We start from the raw sequence: 26,897 nt of genomic DNA, 5'->3' as shown, positions 1-26,897 counted from the left end.
TCGTACGCCTAAGTGATATAGGCATACGAGTGCAATTAAATTATTTGGCAAAAGTTCTGAAGTCCTGATCAGCTTTGATATTTAAAAGTACTTCGTATATTAATCGAATTACATTATCAACATCTTCTTTATGAATCATTTCGACCGTGGTATGCATATATCGGAGTGGGAGAGATATGAGCGCCGATGGCACCCCCCCATTAGAATAGGCGAAAGCGTCTGTGTCGGTACCGGTTACTCGTGAAGAAGCCTGTCGTTGGAAAGGAATTTTCTTTTCAATGGCTGTATCGATCAGGAGCTTGTTTAAGTTAATTTGAATTGACGGCGCATAAGAGATGACGGGACCTTTTCCGCATGCCAAATCACCTTGTGTGATTTTGTTGATCATCGGCGTCTGCGTGTCATGCGTCACATCCGTTATAATAGCGAGATTAGGTTTAATGGTTTGGGTGATCATTTCGGCACCGCGTAAACCAACCTCTTCTTGTACCGCATTTACAATATATAAAGAGAAAGGTAATTTCTTTTTGTTTTCTTTCAGCAATCTGGCAACTTCTGCAATCATAAGACCTCCGGCCCGATTGTCGAGCGCACGGCCGACATAGTAACGGTCGTTCAATAACATGAACTCATCCTCATAGGTAATAACTGATCCCACATGAATACCCAGCGCTTCAACTTCTTCTTTGCTTGTACAGCCACAATCGAGAAAAATGTTTTTTAAAGAAGGCGCTTCTTCTTTTTCCCCGCCTCTGGTATGAATGGCAGGCCAACCAAATACAGCCTTGACAACGCCCTTGTCGCCATGTATATTCACGCGTTTAGACGGTGCAATTTGATGGTCAGAGCCGCCATTCCTGATAACATAAATGAGACCGTCATTTGTAATATAGTTAACAAACCACGAAATTTCATCTGAATGAGCCTCTATCACCACCTTATAAGTAGCCTTTGGATTAATTACTGCTACCGCCGTGCCATAGCTGTCTGTAAATGTTTCGTCTACATAAGGTTTTATATAATCTAACCAAATACGTTGCCCTTCCCATTCGTAGCCTGTAGGTGAAGGATTGTTTATGTACTTCTCGAAAAAGCGCAGAGCTTTTTCATTGACAATTGCAACCGGATGCTGATCGGTATTCTTTTTTGATTTTGCCATATATGTGATAATGTTCCTTAAAAAAGGCTTAATACTGTAAAGTTAGCAAAAGTACAAAGTTTTAATTAATTACGTTCGTCGATCACCGTCACGTAGGCAACCGGATTGGGTCTTTAATAGGATGTTTCATTCGGGAAACATTAAAGGTCTTTCTCTATATCGTAATTAAAGAATGGACCCCACGTATGGGTGTGACTTACAAACATTTTAGTTTTCTCTGCGTTATTGGAAGAAACTCACCTTCAAGGTAAAAAATATGAATTTCATAGAAAGGTTTGATCAGGGAAGTCAAGATCGCATTATTTTATGCTACGAAGACATAGGAGAGGGTCAGCCTCTTGTGTTTATTCACGGATGGCCGTCCAGTCATCTAATGTGGGAGCCGCAGGTGGACTTTTTTGTTCAGCAAGGTTTTAGGTCCATCGCCTATGACAGAAGAGGTTTTGGCATGTCGTCCCGTCCATTACATGGTTATGATTATGATACGCTGGCTGATGATTTGAATGATATATTGGTGCAGCTTGATTTACACCAGGTGATCTTAGTCGGATTTTCAATGGGTGGAGGTGAAGTTGCTCGATACTTTACTCGTTATGGTAGCAGTCGGATTCATAAGGTTGTGTTACTTAGCTCTGTTACACCTTATATGCTTAAAACTGCTGATAACCCGGATGGTCTGGAGGCAAAGGTATTTAATGAAATGATTGACGGGCTCGTGAGCGATCGACCTGCCTTTTTGGAAAGCTTCTTTAATGATTTTTTGGTGTTAATTTGGTTAATAAACCGGTAAGTAAAGCGATGTTGGAATATCAAATGTCGATTGCACTTACAGCGTCTCCCATAGCCACCAAGCAATGCGTAAAAGCTTTTTCGGAAACCGATTTCCGTGATGACCTAGCTAATATTTCGGTTCCCACGCTCATCGTTCATGGCGATGCCGACAAAATTGTTCCGGAAGATATAAGTGCTAATGTGGCTTGTACATTAATAGCAAATTGCCAATTTATTCTTTATCCAGGTGCCCCACATGGTCTGTTTTTGACACACAAAGAAAGATTGAATAACGATTTGTTGTTATTCTTTCGTGATTCGCTGTGATAAGTTTAAGGTGTATTGATACGTCTTCTCAATAGATGTATATAGGAGATTAAATCGCTGATCATAAATCAGATAGTTGGAATATTTTCTTCATCATTCACATATTTAAAAAAGCTTCGTATCTTTAATTTCGATTAAGAGCCACCAATATGCTGAATACTACAATTAATATCCCTCGTCTCAACCTGTTAGATTTTACAGAAGGGACCGCTGAACAACGGAAGCAATTTTCTGATGATATCGGGAAAGCTTTTACAGATACCGGGTTTGTCACTGTTGCCAATCACGGAATGAACAAAGAACTCATCGATGAATTATATGAAGTTGTTAAACAGTTTTTTGCTTTACCGGAAGAGGCAAAGCGTGCTTATGAGATACCCGGTTTAGCTGGACAGCGTGGTTACACAGCAAAAGGCAAAGAAAAGGCAAAGGATGCGAAGACCCCGGACTTGAAAGAATTTTGGCAGCGCGGCCAAACGATTATTGGCGATGAAACGTTGAGAGCATCGTATCCTGAAAATGTAGAAGTACGGGAGCTACCGCGCTTTAATGCTGTAACAGAGGAAGTTTACCGTCGTCTGGAAACTGCCGGACGTGCGTTATTAAAAGCAATTGCCGGTTTTTTGGAATTGGAAGAGGATTATTTTGAAGACAAAGTCATTAACGGCAATTCCATCTTGCGCGCGATACATTATTTTCCTATTGAAAACCCGGATGAGATAGCGCCCGATGCCGTTAGGGCCGGGGCGCACGAAGATATTAATTTAATTACCTTACTGATAGGTGCGAGTGCAGATGGATTAGAGGTACTAACAAGAAACGGTACATGGTATCCGGTAAAAGCATATGGCGAGGATATTGTCGTTAACGTTGGGGATATGCTGCAAAGACTTACTAACAATAAGTTAAAATCTACAACGCATCGCGTGGTCAACCCGCCTAAAGAGCTCATGAAAACCTCACGTTATTCTGTGCCATTTTTTTTACATCCTAAAGCTGAAATGAGTCTGGCTGCTTTAGAAAATTGTGTCGATGCAAGCCATCCTAAGATTTATCCGGATTGTACCGCTGGTGAATATTTAGATGAACGACTCCGGGAGATTGGGCTGAAGATGTAGTTTAAGGTGTAAAGTATAAGGTTTAGATATGAGGTATTAGGTGTTAGGTAGGTGAAAACTTAAGAAAGCCCTCAAATCCTAACGCCTAACGCCTAACTCCCATCCTCCCTAAACCCCAAAACACAAATATTTTATTTCCATATATTCTTCAAGTCCGTATTTGGAACCTTCGCGGCCAAGCCCGGATTCCTTTATGCCACCAAATGGTGCAACCGCTGTTGAAATGGCTCCTTCGTTTATACCCACCATACCGGCCTCCAATGCTTCTGCTACACGCCAACAACGTTTAACGTTTTCACTGTAAAAGTAAGCAGCAAGCCCAAATTCAGTATTGTTCGCCAGATTTATAGCCTCTTGTTCCGTTTTAAATCGAAATAGGGAGACGATCGGACCAAAAGTTTCTTCATGTGCAATCTTTGCATTTAAGGGAACGTCACTTAGCACAGTCGGTTCAAAGAATAAATTAGCGATGGGTTTTCCACCTGTAAGCACTATTGCACCCTTTTTTACAGCGTCTTGTACATGGTCTTCAACCTTTTTTAGTCCATTTTGATTGATTAACGGGCCAACTTTTACTCCTTTTTCTAAGCCATTTCCGACTTTTAAATCCGCAATGGCTTCACTTATTCGCTGCGCAAACTTTTCGTAAATTGCATCCTGCACCAAAAATCGGTTTACCGCGACACAAGTTTGGCCCGAGTTTCTGAATTTTGAGGCAATAGCACCTTGAACTGCCAACTCTATGTTTGCATCATCAAACACAATAAACGGTGCATTTCCTCCAAGCTCTAATGAGATTTTTTTAATAGTAGATGCAGCTTGTTGCATAAGCGTTTTACCAACCGCAGTTGAGCCGGTAAAAGATATTTTTCTTATGGCGGGACTGGTACATAAAAGCTTACCGATACCAGCTGAATCCTTTCCCGTTACAACATTAAGTACGCCTTTTGGCAAGCCGGCCTCTACTGCGAGACGAGCAACGGCTATGGCTGTAAGTGGTGTTTGAGAGGCTGGTTTTAATACAACCGTACAGCCAGCGGCCAGTGCCGGTGCCACCTTCCTAGTTACCATAGCTAAAGGAAAATTCCAGGGAGTAATAGCGGCACTAACGCCCACCGGCTGTCGTAATGTCACAATTTGTTTATCATTCGTAGGCGATGGGATGTGATCACCGTAGGCACGATACGTTTCTTCTGCAAACCAACTAACGAATGAGGCACCATAGTTTACCTCAATTCTGCTTTCTTCCAATGGCTTACCTGACTCCATCGTTATAATTTCCGCTATTTCTTCGGTGTGCTTGATAAGTAAATCATACCATTTCTTTAAAACAGTACTGCGTTCGGCAATCGAAGTCGCTTTCCACGATATCCAAGCCTCCTCAGCAGAATCTATAGCTTGCTCAATGTCTTTAGCTGTAAGATCAGTTACGGAAATGATCGCTTCGCCTGTTGCAGGATTGATAACATCAAATGTTTTTCTTCCGGTTATTGGCTCGCCATTTATAAATGCGGCACCATTAATCAATTTATTTCTTGTTTTCATTTCGTAATCTTTAAAGCGGTTTTAACACCTCAAATAGCCAGCGGCTCAATATAATCGTTATAAAGTTAACACTAATTTCGTTTCTTGGTTTTTGTCTATAGAACCGATTATGGCGATCGAGGGCTTCTAAATACGTTTATTAAATGATTCCATTGATGAAGCTAGCTAAAGTATCGTTTTGTCTATTTCTTTTAGCTGGAAACAACTAACTTTGCAGCTTAAATCCGATTCAATATAGATGCTAAAAATTCGGCTGGTTTTTCTATTACTGTTTAGTTTTGCTTTTTTTTCTGCCATTGCCGTTCAGGACACGTCGTCACGTAAACCAGTGCCTCTCTCTTTGAAGTACCTAGTAAGAGACTCAGCCCGTTTTGCACGGGCCATTGAAAAGCAGCGTGTTAAGGACTCGCTAGAGCGAGTTGCAGATTCACTGGCGCTAGTCCGTGATTCGATGCGTATGCACTATATAAAACCCCTTGCTCGCGGAAGTAAGAACCAATTTTTAGATAGTTTGAGAAAGGTTTACATTATTACGGATGGGAATACACTTGTATGGGGGAAAAATATTAACTACAGCGGAAGTAAGCAACTGGGGGTACGAAAGGTACATCGGCCTCGGTGGGTTTTATATACTGTATTTTCCCTGTTCTTGTTTTTTGCACTCATTAGAATGTTTTTTATGAAAGACCTAGAAGCAATAGCTACGTCTTTTTATAGTAATAGAGTCCTTTTGCAGGTTAGTAAAGAAGATAATCTAATCACGTCTTGGCCTTTCGTGTTTCTATATCTATTATTCGGATTCACCATTGGACTTTTTTTGTATTTGTACGTTTCGTATGGCCAGCTTCAACTGGGATATTCGGAAATAGGTCTTTTTTTTACTATTACTGCGCTTGTATTGATGCTATTTGTCGTTAAAATATTAATAACCCGAGCAATCGGTTTTGTATTTGGTATTCAAAAACTTGTGAGAGACTATATTTCTATATTATATTTAAGTTATTTTAATGCTGCTATAATTTTTCTTCCTTTACTTTTGGTATTGAGTTTAGTGCCGACAAATCATGTAAAAGTTTGGATACTAGTTTCTTGTGCTGTAGGTCTTTTTGTCTTTGCTATGCAGTTTTTGCGCGCCTCAAATACCGTTTTAAAAAGCTATCAGTTTTCAAAGTTTTATTTATTTATTTATCTTTGCACCCTCGAAGTTGGTCCAATACTTATTTTGATCAAGTTATTAGGCATTTAACCGAAACAAAAATAAACACACGTGGCAGCAGAAGATAGAGAAAAAAAAGTAAAAAGCATCTTAGTAACCTTACCGAGACCTGAGAATGATAAATCGCCTTATTTTGCTTTAGCTAGCAAGTATAATTTGAAGCTGGATTTCAGAGCGTTTATTCATGTTGAGGGTGTTCCGGCTAGAGAATTTAGGAAGGAAAGGATTAATCTGGCCGATTTCACGGCAGTGATTTTTACCAGTAGAAATGCTGCGGATCATTTTTTCCGGATTTGCGAAGAGATGCGGTATGAGGTTCCGGCCGACCTTAAGTATTTCTGTTTATCGGAAACAATAGCACTTTATCTACAAAAGTACATCCAATACAGAAAGCGGAAAATTTTCTTCGGTAAGCAGACTGCCCAAGATTTGGAAGAAGTACTCAAAAAGCATGCAAAGGAGAAATTTTTGTATCCTTGTTCGGATGTAGCCAATGAAGAAACGCAAAATTGGTTACAGGAAAACGGTTATGATTTTACTCCTGCAGTATTATTCAGAACTGTTGTAAGTGATCTGTCTGATCTTGCAAATGTGTTTTACGATATTATTGTGTTTTTCAGTCCATCAAGCATTCAATCACTATTTGAGAACTTTCCTGACTTTAAACAAAATGATACGCGTATTGCTGCTTTCGGACCCAGCACCCATCAAGCAATAGCCGATAGAAATTTGATACTAGATATTGCCGCACCTACACCTGAAGCTCCAAGTATGACCATGGCCGTTGAACAGTACATTAAGAAAGTTAATAAGTAGTATCGTTTTAGAAAACTGAAATAATATATAGTAGCAGAACCTTTTAGGTTCTGCTTTTTTTATGGCTTATTAAATTGAAGTAGAAATTTGATAACCTTATTCGTTTGCATCGAATTACTTTTCTATTTGTAATTCAGTTAGTCCATCCCTGAAGAATCTGTCGGTTCAAATAATGAACAAAATGAACAAAGTTTAGCCTGATAAGTCAAATTATATTTGTTACAAGGCTGTAATGCGTTCTAAGAGCTGCTTTACTTTTGCTGATTGAGTGATTATGAGGTGGTTATAATGATCAATATGAGGAAAATTTACTATTGTTGTTTTGCGTTGTTGTCCTTTTTTGTTTGTGCGTGTGGTAATCGTAAAGCAGGCGGTGAACTTACAGGTGTTAGACTGAAAGGACTTAAATCGAGTAAGGCCCCAAAAGGAATGGTTTTTATTCCTGCTGGAAGCTTTATAGCCGGTCAGTCTGATGAAGATATCACCAGTGCACAAATCGCACAAAACAGGCAGTTTACACAATCTGCTTTTTTTATGGACGAGACTGAGATTTCAAATAGTCAATATAGGCAGTTTGTCAATTGGGTAAGGGATTCCATCGCCATCACCCAGTATTTAATGATCCTTCTTATTTTATACAGGGAAAGGAAGGTGATAATGCGGGGCAACGTTTTATCGATTGGCAAAAGGTAGGGGACGGCAATGGTTTATGGGGAAAGAAGAATGATAATAAAGATGCCTTAAATCAGATGTACTATCAGGGAGATGATCGCATTTTTGGTCGAGACGAGTTAGATGTACGTTTGCTCAAATATCATTACGAAATTTATAATCATCGCATGGCCGCCGCTAATAAAAATAACAAAAACATGCGACGCTCGGATTTTATTATTCGCGATACGATCGGGATTTATCCGGACACCTTGGTATGGCTAGCCGATTTCTCTTATGCTCAAAACGAACCTATGGTAGAAGGATATTTTTCGCATCCGGCTTTTCAGGATTATCCTGTGGTGGGAGTCAATTGGCGACAAGCGAGAGCGTTTGCTGTATGGCGTACTCGTTTATATGAAAATTACGCCCAAAGGGTTGGCCTTTCTCGATTAGCTCGCTTATCGTACGAATTACCTTCAGAACACCAATGGGAATACGCAGCTAGGGGAGGACTAAATGGAGCCCCTTATCCGTGGGGCGGACCAACTATCCGAAATGCAAAAGGGTGTTTAATGGCAAATTTTAAACCTGGCAGAGGGAATTATGCGGATGATGGAGGTGCTTATACGGTGCCTGTACACTCTTATTTTCCCAACGACTATGGACTTTACAATATGGCAGGAAATGTGGCAGAATGGACAGCCTCTTCATTCGAGGAATCGTCATCATCGTTTATCCACGATATGAATCCAACGTATTCATATGAGGCGAAAAGTAATGATCCTGAAATACTTAAACGGAAAGTTGTTAGAGGTGGGTCGTGGAAGGACATTGGTTACTTTTTACAGAACTCTACCCGAACTTATGAGTACCAGGATACAGCCAAATCTTATATCGGGTTTAGATGTGTAACTTCATACGCGGGACGCGATTTATAGAACGATAGATATGAAACGACTATTTTTTACTTGCATCGGTTTATTGGTTCTATGTCAGGCATATGGACAACAGGAAAATTTATCGAACAGCGTTACACCGATACAGGATGGACCGCCGGTAGACGGCTACTATGTTAAGTCTGACATCGAGAATAGGAAAGTGATTCCTTATTCGCACATAAGAAGTGTTGACGTAATGTATAGTAAACGAGTATGGCGTGAAATTGATCTGCGCGACCGGTTAAATGCTAGTTTCGCTTCTCCTAAATCGCGGCTCATGGATATTTTGATGGAAGCAATTAAAGCCGGTGAGCTGACAGCCTATGATCCTACACCCTCTAAGGACGATCCAAACGGCGACAGCTTTAAAACAACTTTAGATCCGTCTAAGCTAATGAGCAACTTGGCTGATAGTGTATTTGTTCCTGAATTTGATGCTGAGGGCAACCAGATCGGCGGGAGTTTTCAATCAGGTGAATTCAATACTGATAGCGTGTTAAAATTCAGAATCAAGGAAGATTGGATATTTGATAAGCAACGATCGGTTTTTGAACCCCGTATTATTGGGATTGCACCTTTAGTTTCCGTGAAGGCTGCTGATGTTTATTTAGACCCACAGCCAGCATTTTGGGTATACTTTCCAGAAGCTAGACACATATTGGTAAATAAAGAGGTAGTAAACAGAAACAACGATGCTACCGGTTTAAGCTATGATGATGTGTTTACAAAAAGGATATTCGCTAGCTATATCGTTAAACAATCAAATCCTGAAGACCTGCGAATTAAGGATTACAAAGAAGGAATTGATAAGCTATACGAATCGGAACGCATCAAGCAAGCCTTGATGGATTACGAGCACGATTTGTGGAGTTATTGATATAACTTTTTAGGATTAGCTATTAGGTGTTAGTTGTCCTTTTTAAGTATTAACAACGGAAATCGTTAGCTGTTAAAATACGCTAGTACCGCTTCGGCTTGTTTTGTATTGACCACTTCCATAAGCTGGTCTTTGGATGCTTCCTTGATTTTTTTTACAGATTTAAAGTTTACTAACAACTTCTCTGCACTCGTTCTGCCAATACCGGGAATTTGCTCTAATTCCGTTTGGAAAGTTTTTCTGCTGCGCTGGTTTCTGTGGAAAGTGATCCCAAATCGATGGGCTTCATCACGTAAATGTTGTATGATTTTTAAAGTTTCCGACCTTTTGTCAAGATATAAGGGATACTGATCTCCGGGGTAGTAAAGCTCTTCTAAACGTTTAGCAATACCGATAACCGTAACTTTTGATTCGATACCTAGTGTTTTAAGGCTTTTTAAGGCTGCCGATAATTGTCCTTTACCTCCGTCAATAATAATTAGTTGCGGTAATGAACTACCTTCATCTAACATGCGTTTATACCGACGGAACACAGCTTCTTCCATCGTAGCAAAGTCGTTCGGGCCTTCAACAGTTTTAACATTAAAATGCCTATAATCTTTTTTAGACGGCTTGGCATCTTTAAATACGACAATTGCTGATACAGGATATTTACCCTGAAAGTTCGAATTATCGAAACATTCGATGTGTTTAGGTAATACATTGAGCCGTAAATCCTCTTTCATCTTATTAAGCAGCCGTTCTGTTTTGAGCTCCGGATTTAACTTTTCATACTGGTCCAAGCGTTCCCGTTTGAAAAAACTTACGTTTTTATAAGAAAGGTCCAATAACTTTTTCTTATCGCCTAACTGAGGAACGGTCTGTTTGAAGTTGGGGCTTTCAATGTCGAGGTTAAAAGGAACGATAATTTCTTTGGATGTACTATTGAAGCGGGTGCGAAGTTCCTGAACGGCTAAGCTGAGCAATTCCTGATCACTTTCATCTAATCTCTTTTTCAGCTCAAGAGTTTGCGTTTGTATAACCGTTCCGTTCATTACCTTTAAGAAATTAACAAAAGCATATCCTTCTTCAGAGGCAATATTAAACACATCTACATCGTTGATGGTGTTGCTTACGATCGTAGATTTACTTTGATAATTACTCAGAAGCTCTAACTTTTGCTTAAGAACATGTGCTAACTCGAACTGGAGATTATTGGTGGCATGTTCTAAATTGGCTTTTAATTGCTTGAATACGACACCGGTTTTCCCATTGAGGATATCTTTTATACTTTCGATATTCTGATTATATTCTTCTTCTGTTTGGTACGCTTGGCAAGGACCTTTACAATTGCCGATTTGATATTCCAAACAAACCCGAAATTTCCCTTGTTCAATATTGTTAACCGTTAATGGTAGGTTACAGGTACGCAGTGGAAAAATTTCTTTGATTACACTTAAAATGGCGTGCATCATCCCTACCGAAGCGTAGGGCCCAAAGTATTTTGAACCGTCTTTAATAATTTTACGTGTCCAGAAAATTCGAGGGAAGCGCTCATTTTTAATGACAATCCACGGGTAAGTTTTATCATCTTTTAAGAGAACATTATACCGAGGTTGATGCTTTTTGATAAGGCTGTTTTCCAATAGCCACGCATCGATCTCCGTATCTACAATAGTAAAGGAAATCTTGTTGATCTTTCTAACGAGAACACGTGTTTTCGCATTGTGCAGGTATTCGTCTTTAACGAAGTAAGAGCTTACTCGATTTTTTAAGTCTTTGGCCTTCCCAATGTAAATGAGCGTACCTTGCTTATCGTAATATTGATAAACACCGGGCTTATGGGGTATTTTTTTTAACTCTTCCCTGTAGTCAAATGTGCCCATAACTAAAAATCCAGCCGATCGTCAATCTTACCTTCCTCTTCTGAAGGGTAGTCATATTGGTATTTGCCACAGTCCAGTTCCCGTTGCAGGCCACCTGGCGGCAGTTCAAAATCACCCTGACTATATTTTAAATTCTTGTCGGCGTATACTTTTTGCATGAAGAGGGCAAACATCGGTAATGCGGCATTAGCACCTTGGCCAAGCCTAGTGCTGCTAAAGTGTATACTTCGCTCGTCGGCTCCTGTCCATACCCCACTTACCAACTGCGGTGTTACGCCAATAAACCAGGCATCGGAGTTAGCTTGGGAAGTACCGGTTTTTCCGCCGATCGGATTAAGCAATTTGTATTTCCATCGAATTCGGCCGCCGGAGCCACTTTGCACCACACCTTTCAGCATATCAACCATAACATAGGCTGACTGATCGTTCATGACCACTTTGACTTTTTTCGTGTGTTCGTAAATCAGCGCACCATTCTTGTCCTCGATGCGTAAGAGATAGATAGGTTCTGTCCAAACCCCGTGATTTACAAAGGTAGAATAGGCGCCTACCATATCATAAACAGAGGCATCAAAAGTTCCCAGGGCGATGGAGGGGTAGGCTGGTACCTCCGAAGTGATGCCCATATTTTTTATCAAGTTAGCTACATTCTGCGCACCAACACGTTGGATAACATCGGCTGTAGCCCAGTTTTGCGAATGCGCTAATGCCGTTTTAAGGGTAATAGGACCGGCAATTGTACCCTCACTTTTCGGTGCCCAGCCGTCGACATTAATGGGCGTATTGGGCACTTTAAAGCAAGGTGAATAGCCATTGTCAATAGCAACTGCATAAGTAAAAGGTTTTGCCGTAGACCCAACTTGACGTGTTCCCATTTTGACTTGGTCGTATTTATAATGCGAGAAGTTAATGCCTCCAACCCAAGCTTTTACATGCCCGGTTTGCGGCTCCATCGACATCATGGCATTCCGCAAAATCAGTTTGTTGTATTTGATAGAATCAAGCGGCGTCATGGTGGTGTCCAAATCGCCCTTCCAACTGAACACGGTCATTTTAACCGGTGTATTGAAATTCTTCTTAACTTCATCTTCAGAAAGGTCACCTTGTTTTAACCATCTGTAGCGATCCGATTGTTTTACCGCTCTATCGATCAGGGTTTCCAGGCCTTTAAATGGGTCTCGACCCTTATATTGGTTGTTGAAAGTTACTTGCAACTCGCGCATCATTTCCTTTTGGGCCTCTTCGGCATAGACTTGCATTCTCGAATCGATGGTGGTGTAAATTTTCAAACCATCACGATCCAGGTCGTATGGGGTACCATCCGCTTTAGTGATCGATAGCTTATTAAATATATTCTTTATGTCGCTTTTTAATACAGCCCTTAAATAAGGCGCAACACCGTCACCATATACATTTGGTCGGAATGCGAGTCCCAGCGGTTGTTCTTTATAGTTTGCAGTTTGTTCGGCTGTAAGAAAACCTGCTTTTCGCATATTTTCCAAAACAGTATTTCGTCTATTCAATGAATTTTTGGGATAGCGGATAGGTGAATAAATACCTGGTCCTTTTAACATTCCGACTAAAACGGCCGCTTGTGGTGCGGTCAACTTCGAAGGAGTTGTATTGAAATACGTACGCGCTGCGGATTTAATGCCATAGGTGTTATAGGCTCCGAAGTCGACCGTATTCAAATACATGGTTAATATCTCCTCTTTGGTGTAATTACGTTCTAAACGTACTGCTATGATCCACTCCTGGAGTTTTTGAATAAATCGTTTGGAAAAGGAACGTGCTCTTCCTTCCTCTTGAAACAGATTTAAGGCCAATTGTTGCGTAATGGTGCTTGCGCCTTGTTTCTTGCCAATAAGGTTATAAAAGAGTATCGTGAAAGTACGCTTGAAATCAATACCGGAGTGAGTATTAAAGCGAATATCTTCCGTCGCAATCAGTGCTTGAATGAGAGCCGGTGATAATTCTTTATAAGTAACATTCGATCTATTTTGGACATAATAAGTGCCGAGAACGACGCCGTCGGCTGAGATAATTTCGGAAGATAAGTTGCTTTTAGGGTTTTCGAGGTCCCTAAAGGAAGGTAACTCACCAAATAAGCCAAGGCCTACACTTGTAAGAAACAAGAAACCTAATATAATGAGTCCTACAACCAATTTCCAAAAAGAAAAGGTGTAGCGTCTAATGTCGTTGTTTGTTAATTTATTGTTTTGCTTTTTTGTGTTTCTTTGCATTTTTCTATATGCCTTTAGCGTTGTTCCTGATATTTGATGAAATAATCATTCACTTTATCGAAATCATCGAGTCCTTGCAGAAATTGCTCTGTTATAAGGAACGTATTATAACTCGCTGATGGTATTTTCATAATATTTTTTAATTGTGTTACCATTTTCTCGGCATAAGCGTTTGCCTCGTCATAGGTGAAAAATTTGCCAATATACAACAGCTGTAATTCATCATCAATCTTTTTTAGTTGATGGATTAGGTTTTTTGAAGGATACTGCCCTCGGTTAAATTGACCAATTCCATATCGAGAGGGACTTAGATTTACGTTTGGATGTTGTACGTTGATAACGAAATAGTACACTGCCGAATCCGGTAAAAGGGCCAAATCCCTATAACTATTGACATGTTCACCAGGCTTATATTCCGCCACTTGAATGCTTCCTTGAAGATTCACTTTTTTATTGAAAGGAGTTACCTGAATGCCTGGTTGATTTTTAGACAAATTTCCTGCCAAATTTCGACGAGGAGTAGGAGTAGGCGCAGCCATTTCCCGATTAAAGGCCAATTCGGGCCACTTAGTGAGAATAGGTTCATCTACAAATTGCTCTCTGCCTGCTTCAATGTCCATTATTGCGACTTTCCTCTCCTGCAAAGATAGTCTATTCGAATCAATATAGCTTAGATGTTGTTCTATTAGAGGTGTAATCAATTCATTATTAGGATAATCGGATTTAATTTGTTTTAATTCTTGTTCAAAAGTGTCTAATGGGCTCGTTCTGCCAATTGCCAATGCCTTTAGATAGGCCAATTGAGCTGCAATAGCGGGTCTATCATCTCCGTCTATAAGGGTGTTAATGCTATCGGTTAATGCAATCACTTGGTCGAACTGTTTTTCCCCATAAAGTGTATATACTTCGCCATAAAGGTTGTTCAATGTTTGTGATTCCTGATTCAACTTATTGAGGTAATCAGGATCTTGAATAACTTTGGCATAAATTGACTGTGGAGAAGAAGACAGGAGCTGGTTTTTATAGCGCGAGCTTTTCTCGAGCTCGCCTAGCTCGCTATACAACCTGTAAAGATTATAGTTAATCAGATCTTTTTCTGTCAACTGTGGAAAGCGAGCTAATAACGTGGTGTAAGCTTTGGCGGCAGCTTCTTTATCTTGTAGGTTATCGCGGTAAATTTCGCCCAGCTTAACATAAGCGTAAATTATTTTCCGGTTAGACTCTTTTAAAGACTCTTCTGTCAAGGGAATCGCCTGAATAAAGTTTTCCTTTTCCGCTAATGCGGCCAACTCGTTCGTCATCGAATCTTTCTTGATCTCCAAGAGCTCTGTCTCGTTGGCATATGACGCATCCGTACCCTTATTTTTAAAACGCCAATTATCTTCCAATGAACGATTGCCCCACCGTCTTCGAAAGGCACTGAGCCCACTGCTTACGGCTGCCGGATTATTGAAATAGAAGCTTGTTGAAGTCGCCCCCTTATTCGCTGCATCACGAAGGGGTACATCGTTAAAGTTTAGGTTTTGCGTTTGATTGGCTGATACATTTGTCTGAGCAACGGATTTTTCTTGAAGTTTTCGGTGCTCAAAGATACTGTCTATTTTTTTTACTCTGGCCTCATCCGGTAATTTTGCCAGCATTTGAAGGGTGTCTTGTGTGGAAATGGTATTTAAATGAAGCACTAGCTCATCTAAGTGGCTGACTTTTGATCGAATCAGTTCATAGTTCGGAAAATTGGTGTCTATAAGCGTTGAGGTACTGTCATAATAAAGTTTCGATTTTTCATAGGCACCCTGTTCAAAATAAAGATCGGCCATCTTCAAATAGGTGAGGGCTCGCTGAAAATTATTGGTACTCTGCTCTTTTAATGATGAATTGAAACTTTTCAAGGCTTCTTCTTTCTTTTCTGCCTGCAGATAGGTCTCGCCTATGATATAGTGGATTTGGTCAGTGAACCCCCTGTTTTTATCGTCTTTGAGCATCCTTTTAAGCTTGGATATGGTATTAACATACGAGGAGTCCCCCTCATTTTTTTGCATAAAGACCTCATTCAATTGTGCGTTGAAAGCCATTTCAAAAGAAGCGTTGCTTTTGATAACCCGCTTAAAATGAGCCGAAGCTCCAACGTAGTCTTTTTGCTTTTGCAATAATTGACCTAGCAGGTAATGCCAGCGTAATTTCTCTTTCGCGTCCTTACTTTCGTCAATAGCTAGATTAAGCGACTGTATCGCATGGTCAAGGTCGCCAGTTTCAATGTCATATTTAGCTCTTGTTGCGTAAGCCAAGGCCGAAGTGTGTTTATTTCCGGCGGCGACACTAAAAGTAGAATCCAGTACTTTTGCGGCTTGCTTTACATAGCCAATTTGGAGAAGTGCCCGACATTTCCAGGCCAAAGACGCTTCTAGTAGCTCGGTTTTACCTGGAGTTACGGTATTGATTACATAGGAAAAAAATTCGGCGGCGTTGTAATAGTTGCCCTTTTCGTAGTTAGCTCTTGCCATGATAAAATAAGCATCATCTATATACTTGCTGTCGCTCTTATCATTGATAATAGTAACTGCTTTCTGTATAACAGAGTCCATCAGTTTGGCATTTGAGGGAATACTCGCTTCATTCGGTTCAATAAAAACCGGCAATGGATGTTGATAATTGGGCTTTGCCAAGCTAATCCGGTTTTGTTCCGCATCATGCAATATTTTTTTTGAATTATATAGAATATTGAACTTGGTGGTAATGTTTTGCATCAAGTCTGTTTTTACCCCCTTTTCTTTTTTATTAAGGAAGCAGCTCGATAAGAATAGTACGCTGATAAACAGGATATGGAATGTAATTTTAGGCTTTTTCAATGGATAATTGGTGGATAAAATGGTTTCTGGAAAGATATAATGCGGATTTATGCTTCTGCGTCGATGAGTCATCAATTTAAAAATATATACAAAGTTAAATCTCTTTTGCTAATCTGAAAATCTTATTATAACTCCGCTGATCCGCTTTCAACACTAATTATAAAGATACAGTTTTTGTTATTGCTAACAAAGGATTCTTCCAGATACGTTGTAGTTTTAGATGACCTTTTTAAAAATATTCAATGCCTAATTGTCAGTCATCATCCGGACGCAAGCACTGTTAAAAGACGCCTATTTTATTTTGGATTGCTCGAATAATAAGCATTTTAGCTAAGTTTGCATCTTCAAGGATACAACATGAAACCTAAAAGAGATCGATCAGACTTTCAGAAGGAAGGAAAAGCATATGTCTATTATACGGGATTAGGATTTCAAATGATTGCGACCATTGGTGTATTTGCTTTTATTGGTTATAAGATCGATATGGCAAAAAAGGGGGATGTGGGTATTTACACGGGCCTGTTTTCGCTAGTAGGCGTTTGTGTAAGCCTATATTCTACCATTCGATCGGTTTTGAATAAAAAATAGCATATATTAAGAAGGCGCATGACATTACTAAGATTTACCCTCTTTTACGGAATTTTCGGGTTGGTATTAGCCTTATTATCTTATTTGCTTTCTGTGCTTTTTCAAGGGCATGCGTTGCTGGCGTCCAATTATTGGCTCATTTTTCTTTTTCTTTTTTTTCTTACCTACATTGCCTATCTGGTTTCTTACTTCGGGATTCAAAAAACACCTCAAACAGGGGTTTTGGCCATAATGGGAGGGATAATTTTGAAGCTACTCTTTGCCCTATCCTTTGCTTTGGTGATCTTGATGAAAACAGCTGAAAACCAGCTAGTTTTTGCGTTGAATTATTTTTCTTTATATTTATTATTTACACTCTTTGAAGTTATGTCTTTGTTGCGTAACTTGCGCCACCAAAATAATAAGTAAAAATCACGGAATAAATGAAATTTAGCCACTTTTTGACTTCAAAAAAATCAGGAATACTAGCGTTTTTTGCCGTTTTCTTCGCTTTTTTGAACGCCAATGCCCAAAATCATGATCATGGTCAACATGCAGATTCGACCGCAGTAGAACAGGTGGAAGCAGGCCATCATGAAAACCATGAAGAAAAAGAGTTTGATATTACGAGTTTTATCTTTCATCATATAGGTGATTCGCATGAATTTCACTTTTGGGGACATGGCGAAAGTTGGACAGGTTTGTATCTTCCGGTTATTCTTTATACACATAATGGGTTGGTTACTTTTAGTGCAAAAGAATTTCATTTGAATGATGATGGCAGTGTAGTAGTGGAAAAGGCGGGTATGCGTTTTGCTCGCTCGCACGGAAAAATCTATTACGCCGCAGAGGAGGCAGTGCATGGAAGTTATGTACATCATGAGCAGAACACTGATGGACAAGAGGTGGTGACGAATTCCCGTCCGATTGACTTATCGATCACCAAGAACGTATTTACGATTTTCTTATCGGTTGCTATTTTGCTTATTGTATTTCTAACGGTAGCGAAAGGTTACAGGAAACGCGAAGGTAGGGCTCCGAAGGGGTTACAGTCTGTATTGGAACCGATCATTATATTTGTTAGGGACGATATTGCAAAACCTAATTTAGGACATAAATACGAGAGATATATGCCGTATCTTTTAACGGTTTTCTTTTTTATTTGGTTGAATAATATGCTGGGTTTGGTACCTTTCTTCCCGGGAGGTGCCAATGTTACCGGGAATATTGCTATTACTATGATATTGGCTTTATTTACATTGATTATCATCTTGTTCAGTGGTAATAAGTATTATTGGGGCCATATTTTTAACCCCCCCGTTCCATGGTGGTTGAAACCGTTGATGATCCCTGTTGAAATTTTCGGAATCTTTACAAAGCCTTTTGCTTTGATGATCCGTTTGTTTGCGAATATCACCGCAGGTCACATACTTGTGCTGTCTCTACTATGTTTGGTATTCATTTTTAAATCGCTAGCTGTAGCACCGGTATCCGTGTTTTTTGTTGTATTTATCGGTGCCATTGAATTGTTAGTAGCCTTTATTCAAGCTTTTATCTTTACCATTTTATCTGCGCTTTTTATTGGAATGGCTATAGAAGAGCATGCTGACCACTAGAAAATTATTAAACATTATTGTTAAACTAAATATATAAATTAAATCAAAATGACTGGAACATTAGCTGCAATTGGAGCAGGTCTAGCTGCGATAGGCGCTGGATTAGGTATTGGTAAAATCGGTGGTTCTGCAATGGAAAGCATCGCTCGCCAACCTGAGGCTGCTTCAAAAATTCAAACTGCGATGTTGATCGCTGCTGCCTTCATTGAGGCTGTTGCGTTATTCGCTGTGGTTGTTTCTTTAATTGCAAAATAAGGAAACCCCGAATGAAAAAAGGGAGCCTATCCTCGGGATTGCCGTTTATAGGCTCTTTTCACAGACATTAAAGCACCGTTTATATATAAAAGCACTTAATTAATACACAATATGGATTTACTCATCCCTGAGATTGGCTTAATTTTTTGGCATACCCTTTCGTTTTTGCTATTGTTGTTTTTACTGGCAAAATTTGCATGGAAGCCGGTGATGAAAGCGATTGGAGATCGCGAACGCTCAATTGAAAATGCGTTAGATGCAGCGGAAAAAGCGAAACAGGAAATGGCACGCTTAACAAATGAAAATGAACAATTGTTAAAAGACGCCAGAGCCGAGCGCGATCTTATTTTAAAAGAGGCTCGCGAAATAAAAGAGCAGCTATTGAAAGATGCAAAAGAACAAGCGCAGTTGGAAGGAAACAGAATGATTGAAAAGGCACGTATTGAAATTAACAATCAAAAGGCCATCGCAATGGCTGATGTTAAAAACCAAGTGTCTAAGCTTTCATTGGAAATTGCCCGTAAAGTTTTACAACAAGAGTTAGCGGATAAGAACAAGCAAGAAGCTTTAGTCGGTGAGTTGTTGAAAGAGGTGAAATTAAACTAATCAGCTAAATCCTATTAAAGATATGTCAGAATTTAAGGTTTCATCTAGATACGCTAAAGCACTGTTGGATTTATCCATCGAGCAAGGTGCGCTTGATCAGGTACGAGCGGAAATAGGGCAGCTAATCGCCGTAGTTAAAGACCACGTGGAATTGCAGGCGGTATTGAAGAATCCGATTATCAAACACGATAAGAAAATCAACATACTTACTGCACTTTTTGGAGCGAAGTTTAGCTCGGTTGTGATCGGATTTTTTAAAATTATGATCAACAAAGGACGAGGAGATATTCTGTATGCAACTGCACAGGAGTTTGTCCGCGAATACAATGAATACAAAGGCATTGTTACCGCCAAGGTAAGCTCGGCTGCTCCATTATCAGCTGAGAATGTGGCTCAATTGAAGCAGCTTATTGCCTCTTCAACAGGCAAGGAAGTAATCCTTGAGAACTCGGTTGATGCCGATTTAATAGGCGGTTTTGTGGTAACTGTAGGCGACAGGCAAGTTGATGCGAGTTTAGCAGGTCGTCTGAATAAGTTAGATAGGGCTTTTCATGCCTAATTATTGTAAAGGTTTAAAAGAGAAATATATAAAATAAAGATAAAATGGTAGAGGTAAGACCAGATGAAGTATCGGCAATCTTAAGAGAACAATTGTCGAACTTTAAATCAGAAGCCGAACTAGAAGAAGTTGGTACCGTACTCCAGGTGGGAGATGGTATTGCTCGGGTTTACGGCCTAACCAAAGTCCAATCAGGTGAATTGGTTGAATTTGAAAACGGATTACAAGGAATTGTACTTAATCTTGAAGAAGATAATGTAGGGGTGGTGTTGCTAGGACCTTCAGATGAAATCAAGGAAGGTGATACCATTAAACGGACCAATAAAATTGCTTCCATCAACGTTGGTGAAGGAATGCTTGGACGTGTTGTAAATACGTTGGGACAGCCGATAGACGGAAAAGGTCCGATTACCGGTAAAACTTATGAGATGCCTATTGAGCGAAAAGCTCCAGGCGTTATCTATCGTCAACCAGTAAATGAACCGCTTCAAACGGGAATTAAAGCTATCGACGCAATGATTCCGATCGGTCGTGGACAACGGGAGTTGGTGATCGGCGATCGTCAGGTGGGTAAAACGGCAGTTTGTATCGATACCATTCTTAATCAAAAGGAATTTTACGATGCAGGTGAACCCGTATATTGTATTTATGTGGCTGTGGGACAAAAGAATTCAACCGTTGCCAATATCGTTCGTACTTTAGAAGAAAGGGGAGCATTGGCTTATACGATCGTAGTTTCAGCTTCTGCTTCCGAACCGGCACCTATGCAATTCTATGCGCCCATGGCAGGTGCTGCAATTGGTGAATTTTTCCGCGATACAGGTCGCCCGGCCCTGATTGTATATGATGACTTGTCTAAACAGGCTGTGGCTTATCGCGAAGTATCTTTGTTACTTCGTCGCCCTCCCGGACGTGAGGCTTATCCTGGGGATGTATTTTACCTTCACAGCCGCCTTTTAGAGCGCGCTGCAAAGATCAATGCGTCTGATGAAATTGCACGCAACATGAACGACCTTCCGGAATCATTGAAAGGCATTGTTAAGGGAGGAGGATCGTTGACAGCGTTGCCTATTATAGAAACACAGGCAGGCGATGTATCTGCTTATATTCCAACAAATGTAATTTCAATTACTGATGGTCAGATATTCCTAGAGTCTAACTTGTTCAATGCTGGTGTAAGACCTGCTATTAACGTTGGTATTTCGGTGTCTCGTGTTGGAGGTAATGCGCAAATAAAGTCGATGAAGAAAGTTGCCGGAACTCTCAAATTAGATCAGGCACAATATCGCGAATTGGAAGCTTTTGCCAAGTTCGGATCGGATCTGGATGCTGCAACAAAGGGCGTGCTTGACAAAGGTGTGAGAAACGTTGAGATTTTGAAGCAAGGTCAGTTTGCACCGGTGCCTGTGGAAAAACAAGTTGCTATTATCTACGCAGGTGTCAAGGGCTTGTTCCGTAGTGTTCCTGTAAATAAGGTGAAGGAGTTTGAGGCTAACTATCTGCAACAGTTGGAGTTACGTCATCCTGAAGTGCTTAAGGACTTGAAGGCTGGTAAATTCACGGATGATATTACCGCTGTTTTAGATAAGGTAGCTAAAGAGATAGCTGCTAGTTATTAATTTTTTGGTATCAAGACGCAGATATCAGGACATAAGACTAAATGCAGGCAGATGGAAGGTGTAGTCTTGATACTTATTACCTGATACTCGCTACTAATAAAATATGGCTAATTTAAAAGAAGTTAGAAATCGAATTGCATCTGTAAGCTCTACACAGCAGATTACAAGAGCCATGAAAATGGTGTCAGCTGCGAAGTTAAAGCGCGCTACCAATGCGATTGTACAATTACGACCTTACGCTGAAAAGTTGAAAGACATTTTAGCTAATTTATCAGCTTCAGTGGAAGGTACTTCTTCTCCGTTTATGGCTGTTCGGAAACCAAAAAAGATTTTACTGGTTGTAGTAACTTCTAACCGTGGTTTAGCGGGCGCTTTTAACGCAAATGTGATAAAGGCAACCAATCTGTTGATTACCGAGAAATATCAAGAGCAACATCGCAAAGGAAACGTAAAGATTATTGCTATTGGAAAGAAGGGACAGGATTATTACCGAAAGAATAAATATGAGGTTTTAGGTAACCATACTGAGCTGTTTTCGAAACTGAATTTTGAGAATACCTCAAAGATCACCGAAGAAATCATGGATGGTTTTATAAACGGTGAATTCGATCGAGTTGAACTTATCTATAATCAGTTTAAAAATGCTGCTGTCCAATTCTTAAAGACCGAGCAACTTTTACCTTTGCTTCCTGCTGAAAAGGATGAAGCAAAGACTTCTCAGAATGTAGTCGATTATATTTTGGAGCCGTCGAAAGAAGAGATTATTCAGGAGTTAATACCAAAGTCCATAAAAATACAGTTATATAAGGCGGTTCTGGATTCGCATGCTTCTGAGCATGGGGCCCGGATGACTGCAATGGATAAAGCTACCGACAATGCGGGGGAATTGCTTAAATCACTTAAGCTTTCTTATAACCAAGCACGTCAGGCGGCTATTACTACTGAGCTTACTGAAATTGTCAGTGGCGCAGCGGCTTTGTCCAACGGCTAGTAAGCTACGACTATTTAAAAAAGGCCTCAGCAATACACTGTGGAGGCCTTTTTTTATTTGAAGGACAGACCAGTCTTATTATCCGTTAACAATGGTTATGCGACCGTAGGAAGCCATGAAAGTCTATTAAAGAGAACGTTTATGAATAACACCGTATTGACTAGCTAACAAGCGTCCTTGCTATTTTTCTACTTAACTACGTAACAAAGCACCAAATATTTTTATTCCATCAAAAAAGTTTATTTTTGCATACAAAGAAATTATTATGGCAAATTCAGCAGAGCAGAGACCTCACGTCAGTACCGATAATAATGCAAATCAGACTCATTATTACGTAACCTTAGTTGTGGCTATAGCCTTTGGCTTAGCCGGTACCTTTTTCCGTTTCATACAGGATTCTTTTTTGTTCACTTCCATTTCTAATATTCTATTGATTATCGGTAGTTTTATAGCTTTCCGTACGGTTTTCAGAATAATGAAATAAAGCAACCGAATCTTAAAATATAAGAAGGCGTGAAAGTTTTTCGCGCCTTTTTTATTGCCGGTAATTTCAAAAAAATCTTATAAACAAATGGTTAGCAAATATCTATTTACAGTGAGTGTTCTCTTTGCTATAGCAAGCGCCCATGGGCAGGAGTTCCATCGGGATTATACCAATGCGGTTTTATGGCAACAACAATCGGGAGAATATCGGGCTTTATGTTTTCAGGCCTATAATTACGCGCATAGTAGCCTTGATAAGGCCTTAAAAAAGTACTCGAAGTTACCTAAATGTGTTATTGTAGACATCGATGAAACGTTATTGGATAATTCTCCGCAAAGCGGTCAGGCTATTCTATCGAAGAAAGCCTTTGATTTGGCTGAATGGAAGCGTTGGACCGGAATGGCCATTGCTGACACGGTTCCTGGAGCGTGCTCATTTCTCCAATATGCCGCTTCAAAAAAAGTCGCAGTTTTTTATATCAGTAATCGGGATCAAAGCGAAATTCCCGCCACCATGCAGAATTTGAAGCAATTTGGATTTCCTTATGTCGATACGGACCACCTATTGTTTAGAGATAGTACCTCTAATAAACAATCAAGAAGAAACCAAGTGGCTAAAACGCATCATATAGTCATGTTGGTCGGTGACAATTTAAGTGATTTTTCTACCATTTTCTATCAAGAAGATAAGGATACAAAGAAAGTGGTGGATCAACATGCGGGGAAGTTCGGAACCACGTTTATTATGCTTCCAAACCCCATGTATGGGGATTGGGAACAATCTTTATATCCAAAAGGGAATTTAACAGAAGCAGAGAAGGCAACTATTCGATTGAAAAAAATAAAAGGCTATTAAAGGTCGCTGTTTTGCTTAAACCTATTACCGGATTTTCTGTCTAATTAGCAGCTGAACAAGTTAAGTGATAGAAATAGCTATGCGTTTTTGGCGAACAATTGACAAAAAACGAGGTTATCATCTATATCAAATTAGATATGGTTATGAAGGGTAAAATGATTTTGACACTCCTATTACTTTTGGTAGGTAGTACATGGGGATTTGCCGGTTCTCAGGATTCGGTGCAACATATTCAAAAACTAGAGATTGGGCATAAGAAGAAAAGGAGCTTCACTACAAAACGTCAAGATTCTACTTTGGTGCTAACTATCGATACATTGATTATGCAAGACAAATCTTCCCTTGAATTCTTCGGAAAGAAAAAGGTGAAGCTAAAAATTCACTATGCGGAAATTCCAAAGCAAGCTTATATTATTGGTACCGATAGTAAGAACAATGGGTCGGATATGGATATTCAAATCCATTTTGCAAAACTTGGAGCACTTTACGTATTAGCAGGAGGACGTGATGCCAACAATGGGACACGTACTTACCCTAACGGGAACGGCGGAAATGTTACATTCCGCTACGATAAGTCGGGCATTAACCCCCAGCAGGAAGATAAAGAGCAAACTGCTTACTTACGAATAGATACGCGGGCCGGTGGTTATCGAGTAAATCCCCAATCCGATCTATACAATATTTACACACAGATCGGAATGGGAATTCGGGCTGGCGGCGGCCGGTTAGGCGGTGTGCCTCAAGGACAAATCTATTCCGGATCCCCGGGTAAGGATGGTAAAGTTACTGTAGAAAGCTTCTAACTGAAATCGGATAGCGATTAGTTAATGCCTTTATAGCGAGCATCTCGCAGTAGTTGTTGAGCATCTTCAATACGGAGTAAGTCCATTAAAGACGTTTGAGGATGCGCTTCCATATATTTTTTTACTATTTGCCAGCCTAAATAAATACCTAACTTCGGCGCTGACTCATTGTGACTGCCGAGTTCGGGTGTAAAAGGAGCTTCGCCAAAGTGTTTCTGAATTTTATAGTAGTCAGTTTCGTACAGCAAATTTTCCTCTAAAAACCAGGCCCATATATCTTTTTCGTAAGTGTTAGCCCAATTTATCTGCGCGGTGGTATAGCCGATTTTTAAACTATCAGCTAGGAGAGGCATCGACCTGTCCATGAGGTACATGATTTTTCCATTGTACAGCATTAGATCCAGCATACTTGGATTTCCTTTATCCGGTTCCGGAAATAGCTCTTCCCGCAGGTAAGTTTCAACCGTACGAGGCACGATATTCTCCTGCGTAAATCTTCGCGATATATAGAGTGGGATGCTTTTAACTAAAGCTGGATAAAACGGCGAGTTGGCACCTAGGAACATGTCTAGTCCAATACCAATATAATGCTCGTTAATGGGGGATTGGACGGTGAAGCCTGAGAAAAAGGCGATGAATTTTGGAATCTCTATGTTTGGAAAATAATACTTTAGATGTTTAAAGGCAATCGTTAGCTGCTCTTCTTGTGCGTTTAAAGTTGGATAAGTTTGTGAAATACTTTTTTTCAGCGCTATAAAATCACGACTCTGTAATATTTTTCTATAATTGTTGAAAAGCTCCGAGGTGTCTTGTAGATTTCCTGCTTGGAGCATATGCGTTATAAAGTCGCTATAAAATTGATCGTATTTTTTTTGCCATTGCGAATGCTTTTCAGATAGGTTATACGCGGTAAGGCTATCCAAGGATTGGTCGAAACGTTCGATTTTAATGTCAAGTTGGATGTTGCTTACATCAGGCTCTTGCCTATGCTTACATGCCATCAAAGTAATAGTCAAAAAAAAGAGGTAGATTTGTGCGCCTTTCAAATTAAGTGCCTTCATGCTTGTGATGATAGGCCGCTAAATTAATAATATAAAAAGTAAAAAGTGGAAAGGAAAGTTTATTTCGAAGTACGTGGAATAGGGAAATGGTTGAGTAGAGGAATAGTTGAGTAGTTAATGAGCCGATTAGCCAATGTGATGATGGGCTTATGCAGGCTTAAAGCATATTGTTTATGGCTTAGAGCTGATAAAATGGTTGAGTAGTTAATTAGCCGGTTAGCCAATGTGATAATGGGCTTATGCGGGCTTAAAGCATACTGCTTATGGCTTAGAGCCTTAGTACAGTAACTGTAATACGTCAAAGCACTCGACACTCAACGTCTCAACCACTTAACGTCTTGACCATTCAACATTTTAACGACTAACGTTTTTTAATAACTTCAACGAATAACAAAAGATCAATGAAAATAAACATACCATTTAAAAAATTGGCGCTTATTACAAGCATATTTTTTTTCATGTTATCAAGTGCTAATAGCCAGGATTACTATGCATCAAAGTATGATAATAAGCGTATCAGTTTAGGAATTATGTTGTCGCCCAACATTAACTGGTTGCGGTACGGCGACTTTGATGTGAAGTCAAATACAGCTAAAATAGGTTACAATTACGGCTTAGTCGCCGATTTTGCGTTTTCAGAGAATTATTATTTTTCAAGTGGTTTGTTGATTGATAACTTGCGCGCTCAATCAGAAACCTATCAGAATGGACCTGAAGGGAACGATTTTGTGATCAATAACTATCGATTACAATATGCCCAAATTCCCTTAGGCGTAAAACTAAAAAGCACCCAAAAATATTATAGAAGTTATTATGGCCAGTTCGGCTTTACTTTAGGCGTTAAATTAAGTGCGAAGCAAGAAATATTAAACAGTAACAGGGTCGTAGTCCAAGAATCCAATAATATGAAAGGTGGCGCCGATATTTTCAGATTAGGTCTCCAAATAGGAGGAGGGGTCGAATGGCTGTTAGATCATAATTTGCGGCTTATGACGGGACTAAGCTTTAATAACGGATTTACACGTGTCATTAAACACGGAGGGGCTAATAATTCTTATTTTGCCTTTAATCTTGGTATACTTTTTTAATAAACGGATAGGTTCAGT

At 39.8% G+C, this 26,897-nt stretch carries 24 protein-coding genes and 1 pseudogene; 19 read left to right on the top strand and 6 right to left on the bottom strand.

The annotated features are described in order from the left end of the window. Positions 1 to 40: 40 nt before the first annotated feature. On the bottom strand, positions 41 to 1,159 hold the full coding sequence (locus QT327_RS06185; protein WP_013668434.1) for a M42 family metallopeptidase: 1,119 nt from the start codon (positions 1,157 to 1,159) through the stop codon (positions 41 to 43). Between the two features lie 256 nt (positions 1,160 to 1,415). Between QT327_RS06185 and QT327_RS06180 the strand changes: the two genes are divergently transcribed. The 3 genes from QT327_RS06180 (at position 1,416) to QT327_RS06170 (ending at position 3,375) form a co-directional block, all read left to right on the top strand. After that, positions 1,416 to 1,949 carry an alpha/beta fold hydrolase gene (locus QT327_RS06180; protein ID WP_289552367.1) on the top strand — a complete coding sequence of 178 codons (534 nt, stop codon included), beginning with the start codon at positions 1,416 to 1,418 and terminating at the stop codon, positions 1,947 to 1,949. A gap of 8 nt (positions 1,950 to 1,957) precedes the next feature. After that, entirely contained in the window at positions 1,958 to 2,257 is a 300-nt protein-coding gene (locus QT327_RS06175; protein WP_289552366.1) for an alpha/beta fold hydrolase, read from the top strand. A 149-nt stretch (positions 2,258 to 2,406) separates the two neighbouring features. Beyond that, complete coding sequence (locus tag QT327_RS06170; protein ID WP_013668432.1) at positions 2,407 to 3,375, top strand: isopenicillin N synthase family dioxygenase; 969 nt, start codon at positions 2,407 to 2,409, stop codon at positions 3,373 to 3,375. A 108-nt stretch (positions 3,376 to 3,483) separates the two neighbouring features. Here QT327_RS06170 and QT327_RS06165 read toward each other — a convergent pair whose 3' ends face one another. Beyond that, positions 3,484 to 4,920 carry an NAD-dependent succinate-semialdehyde dehydrogenase gene (locus tag QT327_RS06165; protein WP_130858577.1) on the bottom strand — a complete coding sequence of 479 codons (1,437 nt, stop codon included), beginning with the start codon at positions 4,918 to 4,920 and terminating at the stop codon, positions 3,484 to 3,486. Between the two features lie 238 nt (positions 4,921 to 5,158). On the opposite strand from QT327_RS06165, the gene QT327_RS06160 reads away from it, so the two are divergent. The 4 genes and pseudogenes from QT327_RS06160 to porN all read left to right on the top strand — a co-directional run bounded on the left by QT327_RS06160 (position 5,159) and on the right by porN (position 9,421). Then, positions 5,159 to 6,166: a DUF4271 domain-containing protein gene (locus QT327_RS06160; RefSeq protein WP_130858576.1), complete on the top strand. Its 1,008-nt coding sequence runs from the start codon at positions 5,159 to 5,161 to the stop codon at positions 6,164 to 6,166. Between the two features lie 21 nt (positions 6,167 to 6,187). Beyond that, a complete protein-coding gene (locus QT327_RS06155; protein ID WP_013668429.1) occupies positions 6,188 to 6,952 on the top strand; it encodes a uroporphyrinogen-III synthase in 765 nt (254 codons plus the stop codon). 297 nt (positions 6,953 to 7,249) lie between these two features. Continuing rightward, a pseudogene (gene porK, locus QT327_RS06150) lies at positions 7,250 to 8,544 on the top strand (T9SS ring complex lipoprotein PorK/GldK). A gap of 10 nt (positions 8,545 to 8,554) precedes the next feature. Continuing rightward, positions 8,555 to 9,421 (top strand): type IX secretion system ring subunit PorN/GldN, encoded by an 867-nt coding sequence (porN, locus tag QT327_RS06145; RefSeq protein WP_130858575.1) that lies wholly within the window; start codon positions 8,555 to 8,557, stop codon positions 9,419 to 9,421. Between the two features lie 65 nt (positions 9,422 to 9,486). Here porN and uvrC read toward each other — a convergent pair whose 3' ends face one another. Genes uvrC through porW form a run of 3 tightly spaced genes read right to left on the bottom strand, consistent with a single transcriptional unit; the run spans position 9,487 to position 16,447 of the window. Beyond that, entirely contained in the window at positions 9,487 to 11,286 is a 1,800-nt protein-coding gene (uvrC, locus tag QT327_RS06140) for an excinuclease ABC subunit UvrC (RefSeq protein ID WP_130858574.1), read from the bottom strand. Between the two features lie 2 nt (positions 11,287 to 11,288). Further along, complete coding sequence (locus QT327_RS06135) at positions 11,289 to 13,529, bottom strand: transglycosylase domain-containing protein (RefSeq protein WP_130858573.1); 2,241 nt, start codon at positions 13,527 to 13,529, stop codon at positions 11,289 to 11,291. Positions 13,530 to 13,543: 14 nt separating this feature from the next. After that, the gene (porW, locus tag QT327_RS06130; protein ID WP_502910525.1) at positions 13,544 to 16,447 is read right to left on the bottom strand and encodes a type IX secretion system periplasmic lipoprotein PorW/SprE; all 2,904 of its coding nucleotides are present in this window, start codon (positions 16,445 to 16,447) and stop codon (positions 13,544 to 13,546) included. 285 nt (positions 16,448 to 16,732) lie between these two features. Here porW and QT327_RS06125 point away from each other — a divergent pair, with 285 nt between their 5' ends. The 11 genes from QT327_RS06125 (at position 16,733) to QT327_RS06075 (ending at position 24,730) form a co-directional block, all read left to right on the top strand. Continuing rightward, complete coding sequence (locus tag QT327_RS06125; protein WP_013668423.1) at positions 16,733 to 16,963, top strand: AtpZ/AtpI family protein; 231 nt, start codon at positions 16,733 to 16,735, stop codon at positions 16,961 to 16,963. Positions 16,964 to 16,981: 18 nt separating this feature from the next. After that, positions 16,982 to 17,371 (top strand): hypothetical protein, encoded by a 390-nt coding sequence (locus tag QT327_RS06120; protein WP_130858571.1) that lies wholly within the window; start codon positions 16,982 to 16,984, stop codon positions 17,369 to 17,371. Between the two features lie 14 nt (positions 17,372 to 17,385). Beyond that, a complete protein-coding gene (gene atpB / locus QT327_RS06115) occupies positions 17,386 to 18,558 on the top strand; it encodes a F0F1 ATP synthase subunit A (protein ID WP_013668421.1) in 1,173 nt (390 codons plus the stop codon). Positions 18,559 to 18,606: 48 nt separating this feature from the next. Continuing rightward, positions 18,607 to 18,813, top strand: a complete 207-nt coding sequence (atpE, locus tag QT327_RS06110) for an ATP synthase F0 subunit C (protein WP_010601523.1) — start codon at positions 18,607 to 18,609, stop codon at positions 18,811 to 18,813. A 111-nt stretch (positions 18,814 to 18,924) separates the two neighbouring features. Next, positions 18,925 to 19,419, top strand: a complete 495-nt coding sequence (locus QT327_RS06105) for a F0F1 ATP synthase subunit B (protein WP_013668420.1) — start codon at positions 18,925 to 18,927, stop codon at positions 19,417 to 19,419. A 22-nt stretch (positions 19,420 to 19,441) separates the two neighbouring features. Next, the gene (gene atpH / locus QT327_RS06100; protein WP_013668419.1) at positions 19,442 to 19,978 is read left to right on the top strand and encodes an ATP synthase F1 subunit delta; all 537 of its coding nucleotides are present in this window, start codon (positions 19,442 to 19,444) and stop codon (positions 19,976 to 19,978) included. Positions 19,979 to 20,022: 44 nt separating this feature from the next. Beyond that, entirely contained in the window at positions 20,023 to 21,597 is a 1,575-nt protein-coding gene (atpA, locus tag QT327_RS06095; protein ID WP_130858570.1) for a F0F1 ATP synthase subunit alpha, read from the top strand. A gap of 103 nt (positions 21,598 to 21,700) precedes the next feature. Continuing rightward, positions 21,701 to 22,588 (top strand): ATP synthase F1 subunit gamma, encoded by an 888-nt coding sequence (atpG, locus tag QT327_RS06090; protein WP_013668417.1) that lies wholly within the window; start codon positions 21,701 to 21,703, stop codon positions 22,586 to 22,588. A 265-nt stretch (positions 22,589 to 22,853) separates the two neighbouring features. Next, positions 22,854 to 23,072, top strand: a complete 219-nt coding sequence (locus tag QT327_RS06085; RefSeq protein WP_013668416.1) for a hypothetical protein — start codon at positions 22,854 to 22,856, stop codon at positions 23,070 to 23,072. An 87-nt stretch (positions 23,073 to 23,159) separates the two neighbouring features. After that, positions 23,160 to 23,927: a 5'-nucleotidase, lipoprotein e(P4) family gene (locus QT327_RS06080; RefSeq protein ID WP_130858569.1), complete on the top strand. Its 768-nt coding sequence runs from the start codon at positions 23,160 to 23,162 to the stop codon at positions 23,925 to 23,927. A gap of 143 nt (positions 23,928 to 24,070) precedes the next feature. Then, positions 24,071 to 24,730 carry a hypothetical protein gene (locus tag QT327_RS06075; protein ID WP_149106249.1) on the top strand — a complete coding sequence of 220 codons (660 nt, stop codon included), beginning with the start codon at positions 24,071 to 24,073 and terminating at the stop codon, positions 24,728 to 24,730. Positions 24,731 to 24,747: 17 nt separating this feature from the next. On the opposite strand, the gene gldB is transcribed toward QT327_RS06075, so the two are convergent. Beyond that, positions 24,748 to 25,791 (bottom strand): gliding motility lipoprotein GldB, encoded by a 1,044-nt coding sequence (gene gldB, locus QT327_RS06070; RefSeq protein WP_130858567.1) that lies wholly within the window; start codon positions 25,789 to 25,791, stop codon positions 24,748 to 24,750. 401 nt (positions 25,792 to 26,192) lie between these two features. On the opposite strand from gldB, the gene QT327_RS06065 reads away from it, so the two are divergent. Continuing rightward, on the top strand, positions 26,193 to 26,879 hold the full coding sequence (locus tag QT327_RS06065) for an outer membrane beta-barrel protein (protein WP_130858566.1): 687 nt from the start codon (positions 26,193 to 26,195) through the stop codon (positions 26,877 to 26,879). Positions 26,880 to 26,897 lie beyond the last annotated feature (18 nt).

The sequence above is a fragment of the Olivibacter sp. 47 genome, assembly GCF_030372825.1.
Taxonomy (GTDB): Bacteria; Bacteroidota; Bacteroidia; order Sphingobacteriales; family Sphingobacteriaceae; genus Olivibacter; species Olivibacter oleidegradans.
The sequence above is the reverse complement of the archived record's forward strand: the minus strand, read 5'-3'. Positions and strand labels throughout refer to the sequence as shown.

Excerpts from the sequence above, each read along its gene's own strand:
- QT327_RS06185 (WP_013668434.1), bottom strand. The coding sequence starts at position 1,159 with ATGGCAAAATCAAAAAAGAATACCGATCAGCATCCGGTTGCAATTGTC.
- QT327_RS06180 (WP_289552367.1), top strand. The coding sequence starts at position 1,416 with ATGAATTTCATAGAAAGGTTTGATCAGGGAAGTCAAGATCGCATTATT.
- QT327_RS06175 (WP_289552366.1), top strand. The coding sequence starts at position 1,958 with ATGTTGGAATATCAAATGTCGATTGCACTTACAGCGTCTCCCATAGCC.
- QT327_RS06170 (WP_013668432.1), top strand. The coding sequence starts at position 2,407 with ATGCTGAATACTACAATTAATATCCCTCGTCTCAACCTGTTAGATTTT.
- QT327_RS06165 (WP_130858577.1), bottom strand. The coding sequence starts at position 4,920 with ATGAAAACAAGAAATAAATTGATTAATGGTGCCGCATTTATAAATGGC.
- QT327_RS06160 (WP_130858576.1), top strand. The coding sequence starts at position 5,159 with ATGCTAAAAATTCGGCTGGTTTTTCTATTACTGTTTAGTTTTGCTTTT.
- porN (WP_130858575.1), top strand. The coding sequence starts at position 8,555 with ATGAAACGACTATTTTTTACTTGCATCGGTTTATTGGTTCTATGTCAG.
- uvrC (WP_130858574.1), bottom strand. The coding sequence starts at position 11,286 with ATGGGCACATTTGACTACAGGGAAGAGTTAAAAAAAATACCCCATAAG.
- QT327_RS06135 (WP_130858573.1), bottom strand. The coding sequence starts at position 13,529 with ATGCAAAGAAACACAAAAAAGCAAAACAATAAATTAACAAACAACGAC.
- porW (WP_502910525.1), bottom strand. The coding sequence starts at position 16,447 with ATGACTCATCGACGCAGAAGCATAAATCCGCATTATATCTTTCCAGAA.
- QT327_RS06125 (WP_013668423.1), top strand. The coding sequence starts at position 16,733 with ATGAAACCTAAAAGAGATCGATCAGACTTTCAGAAGGAAGGAAAAGCA.
- QT327_RS06120 (WP_130858571.1), top strand. The coding sequence starts at position 16,982 with ATGACATTACTAAGATTTACCCTCTTTTACGGAATTTTCGGGTTGGTA.
- atpB (WP_013668421.1), top strand. The coding sequence starts at position 17,386 with ATGAAATTTAGCCACTTTTTGACTTCAAAAAAATCAGGAATACTAGCG.
- atpE (WP_010601523.1), top strand. The coding sequence starts at position 18,607 with ATGACTGGAACATTAGCTGCAATTGGAGCAGGTCTAGCTGCGATAGGC.
- QT327_RS06105 (WP_013668420.1), top strand. The coding sequence starts at position 18,925 with ATGGATTTACTCATCCCTGAGATTGGCTTAATTTTTTGGCATACCCTT.
- atpH (WP_013668419.1), top strand. The coding sequence starts at position 19,442 with ATGTCAGAATTTAAGGTTTCATCTAGATACGCTAAAGCACTGTTGGAT.
- atpA (WP_130858570.1), top strand. The coding sequence starts at position 20,023 with ATGGTAGAGGTAAGACCAGATGAAGTATCGGCAATCTTAAGAGAACAA.
- atpG (WP_013668417.1), top strand. The coding sequence starts at position 21,701 with ATGGCTAATTTAAAAGAAGTTAGAAATCGAATTGCATCTGTAAGCTCT.
- QT327_RS06085 (WP_013668416.1), top strand. The coding sequence starts at position 22,854 with ATGGCAAATTCAGCAGAGCAGAGACCTCACGTCAGTACCGATAATAAT.
- QT327_RS06080 (WP_130858569.1), top strand. The coding sequence starts at position 23,160 with ATGGTTAGCAAATATCTATTTACAGTGAGTGTTCTCTTTGCTATAGCA.
- QT327_RS06075 (WP_149106249.1), top strand. The coding sequence starts at position 24,071 with ATGAAGGGTAAAATGATTTTGACACTCCTATTACTTTTGGTAGGTAGT.
- gldB (WP_130858567.1), bottom strand. The coding sequence starts at position 25,791 with ATGAAGGCACTTAATTTGAAAGGCGCACAAATCTACCTCTTTTTTTTG.
- QT327_RS06065 (WP_130858566.1), top strand. The coding sequence starts at position 26,193 with ATGAAAATAAACATACCATTTAAAAAATTGGCGCTTATTACAAGCATA.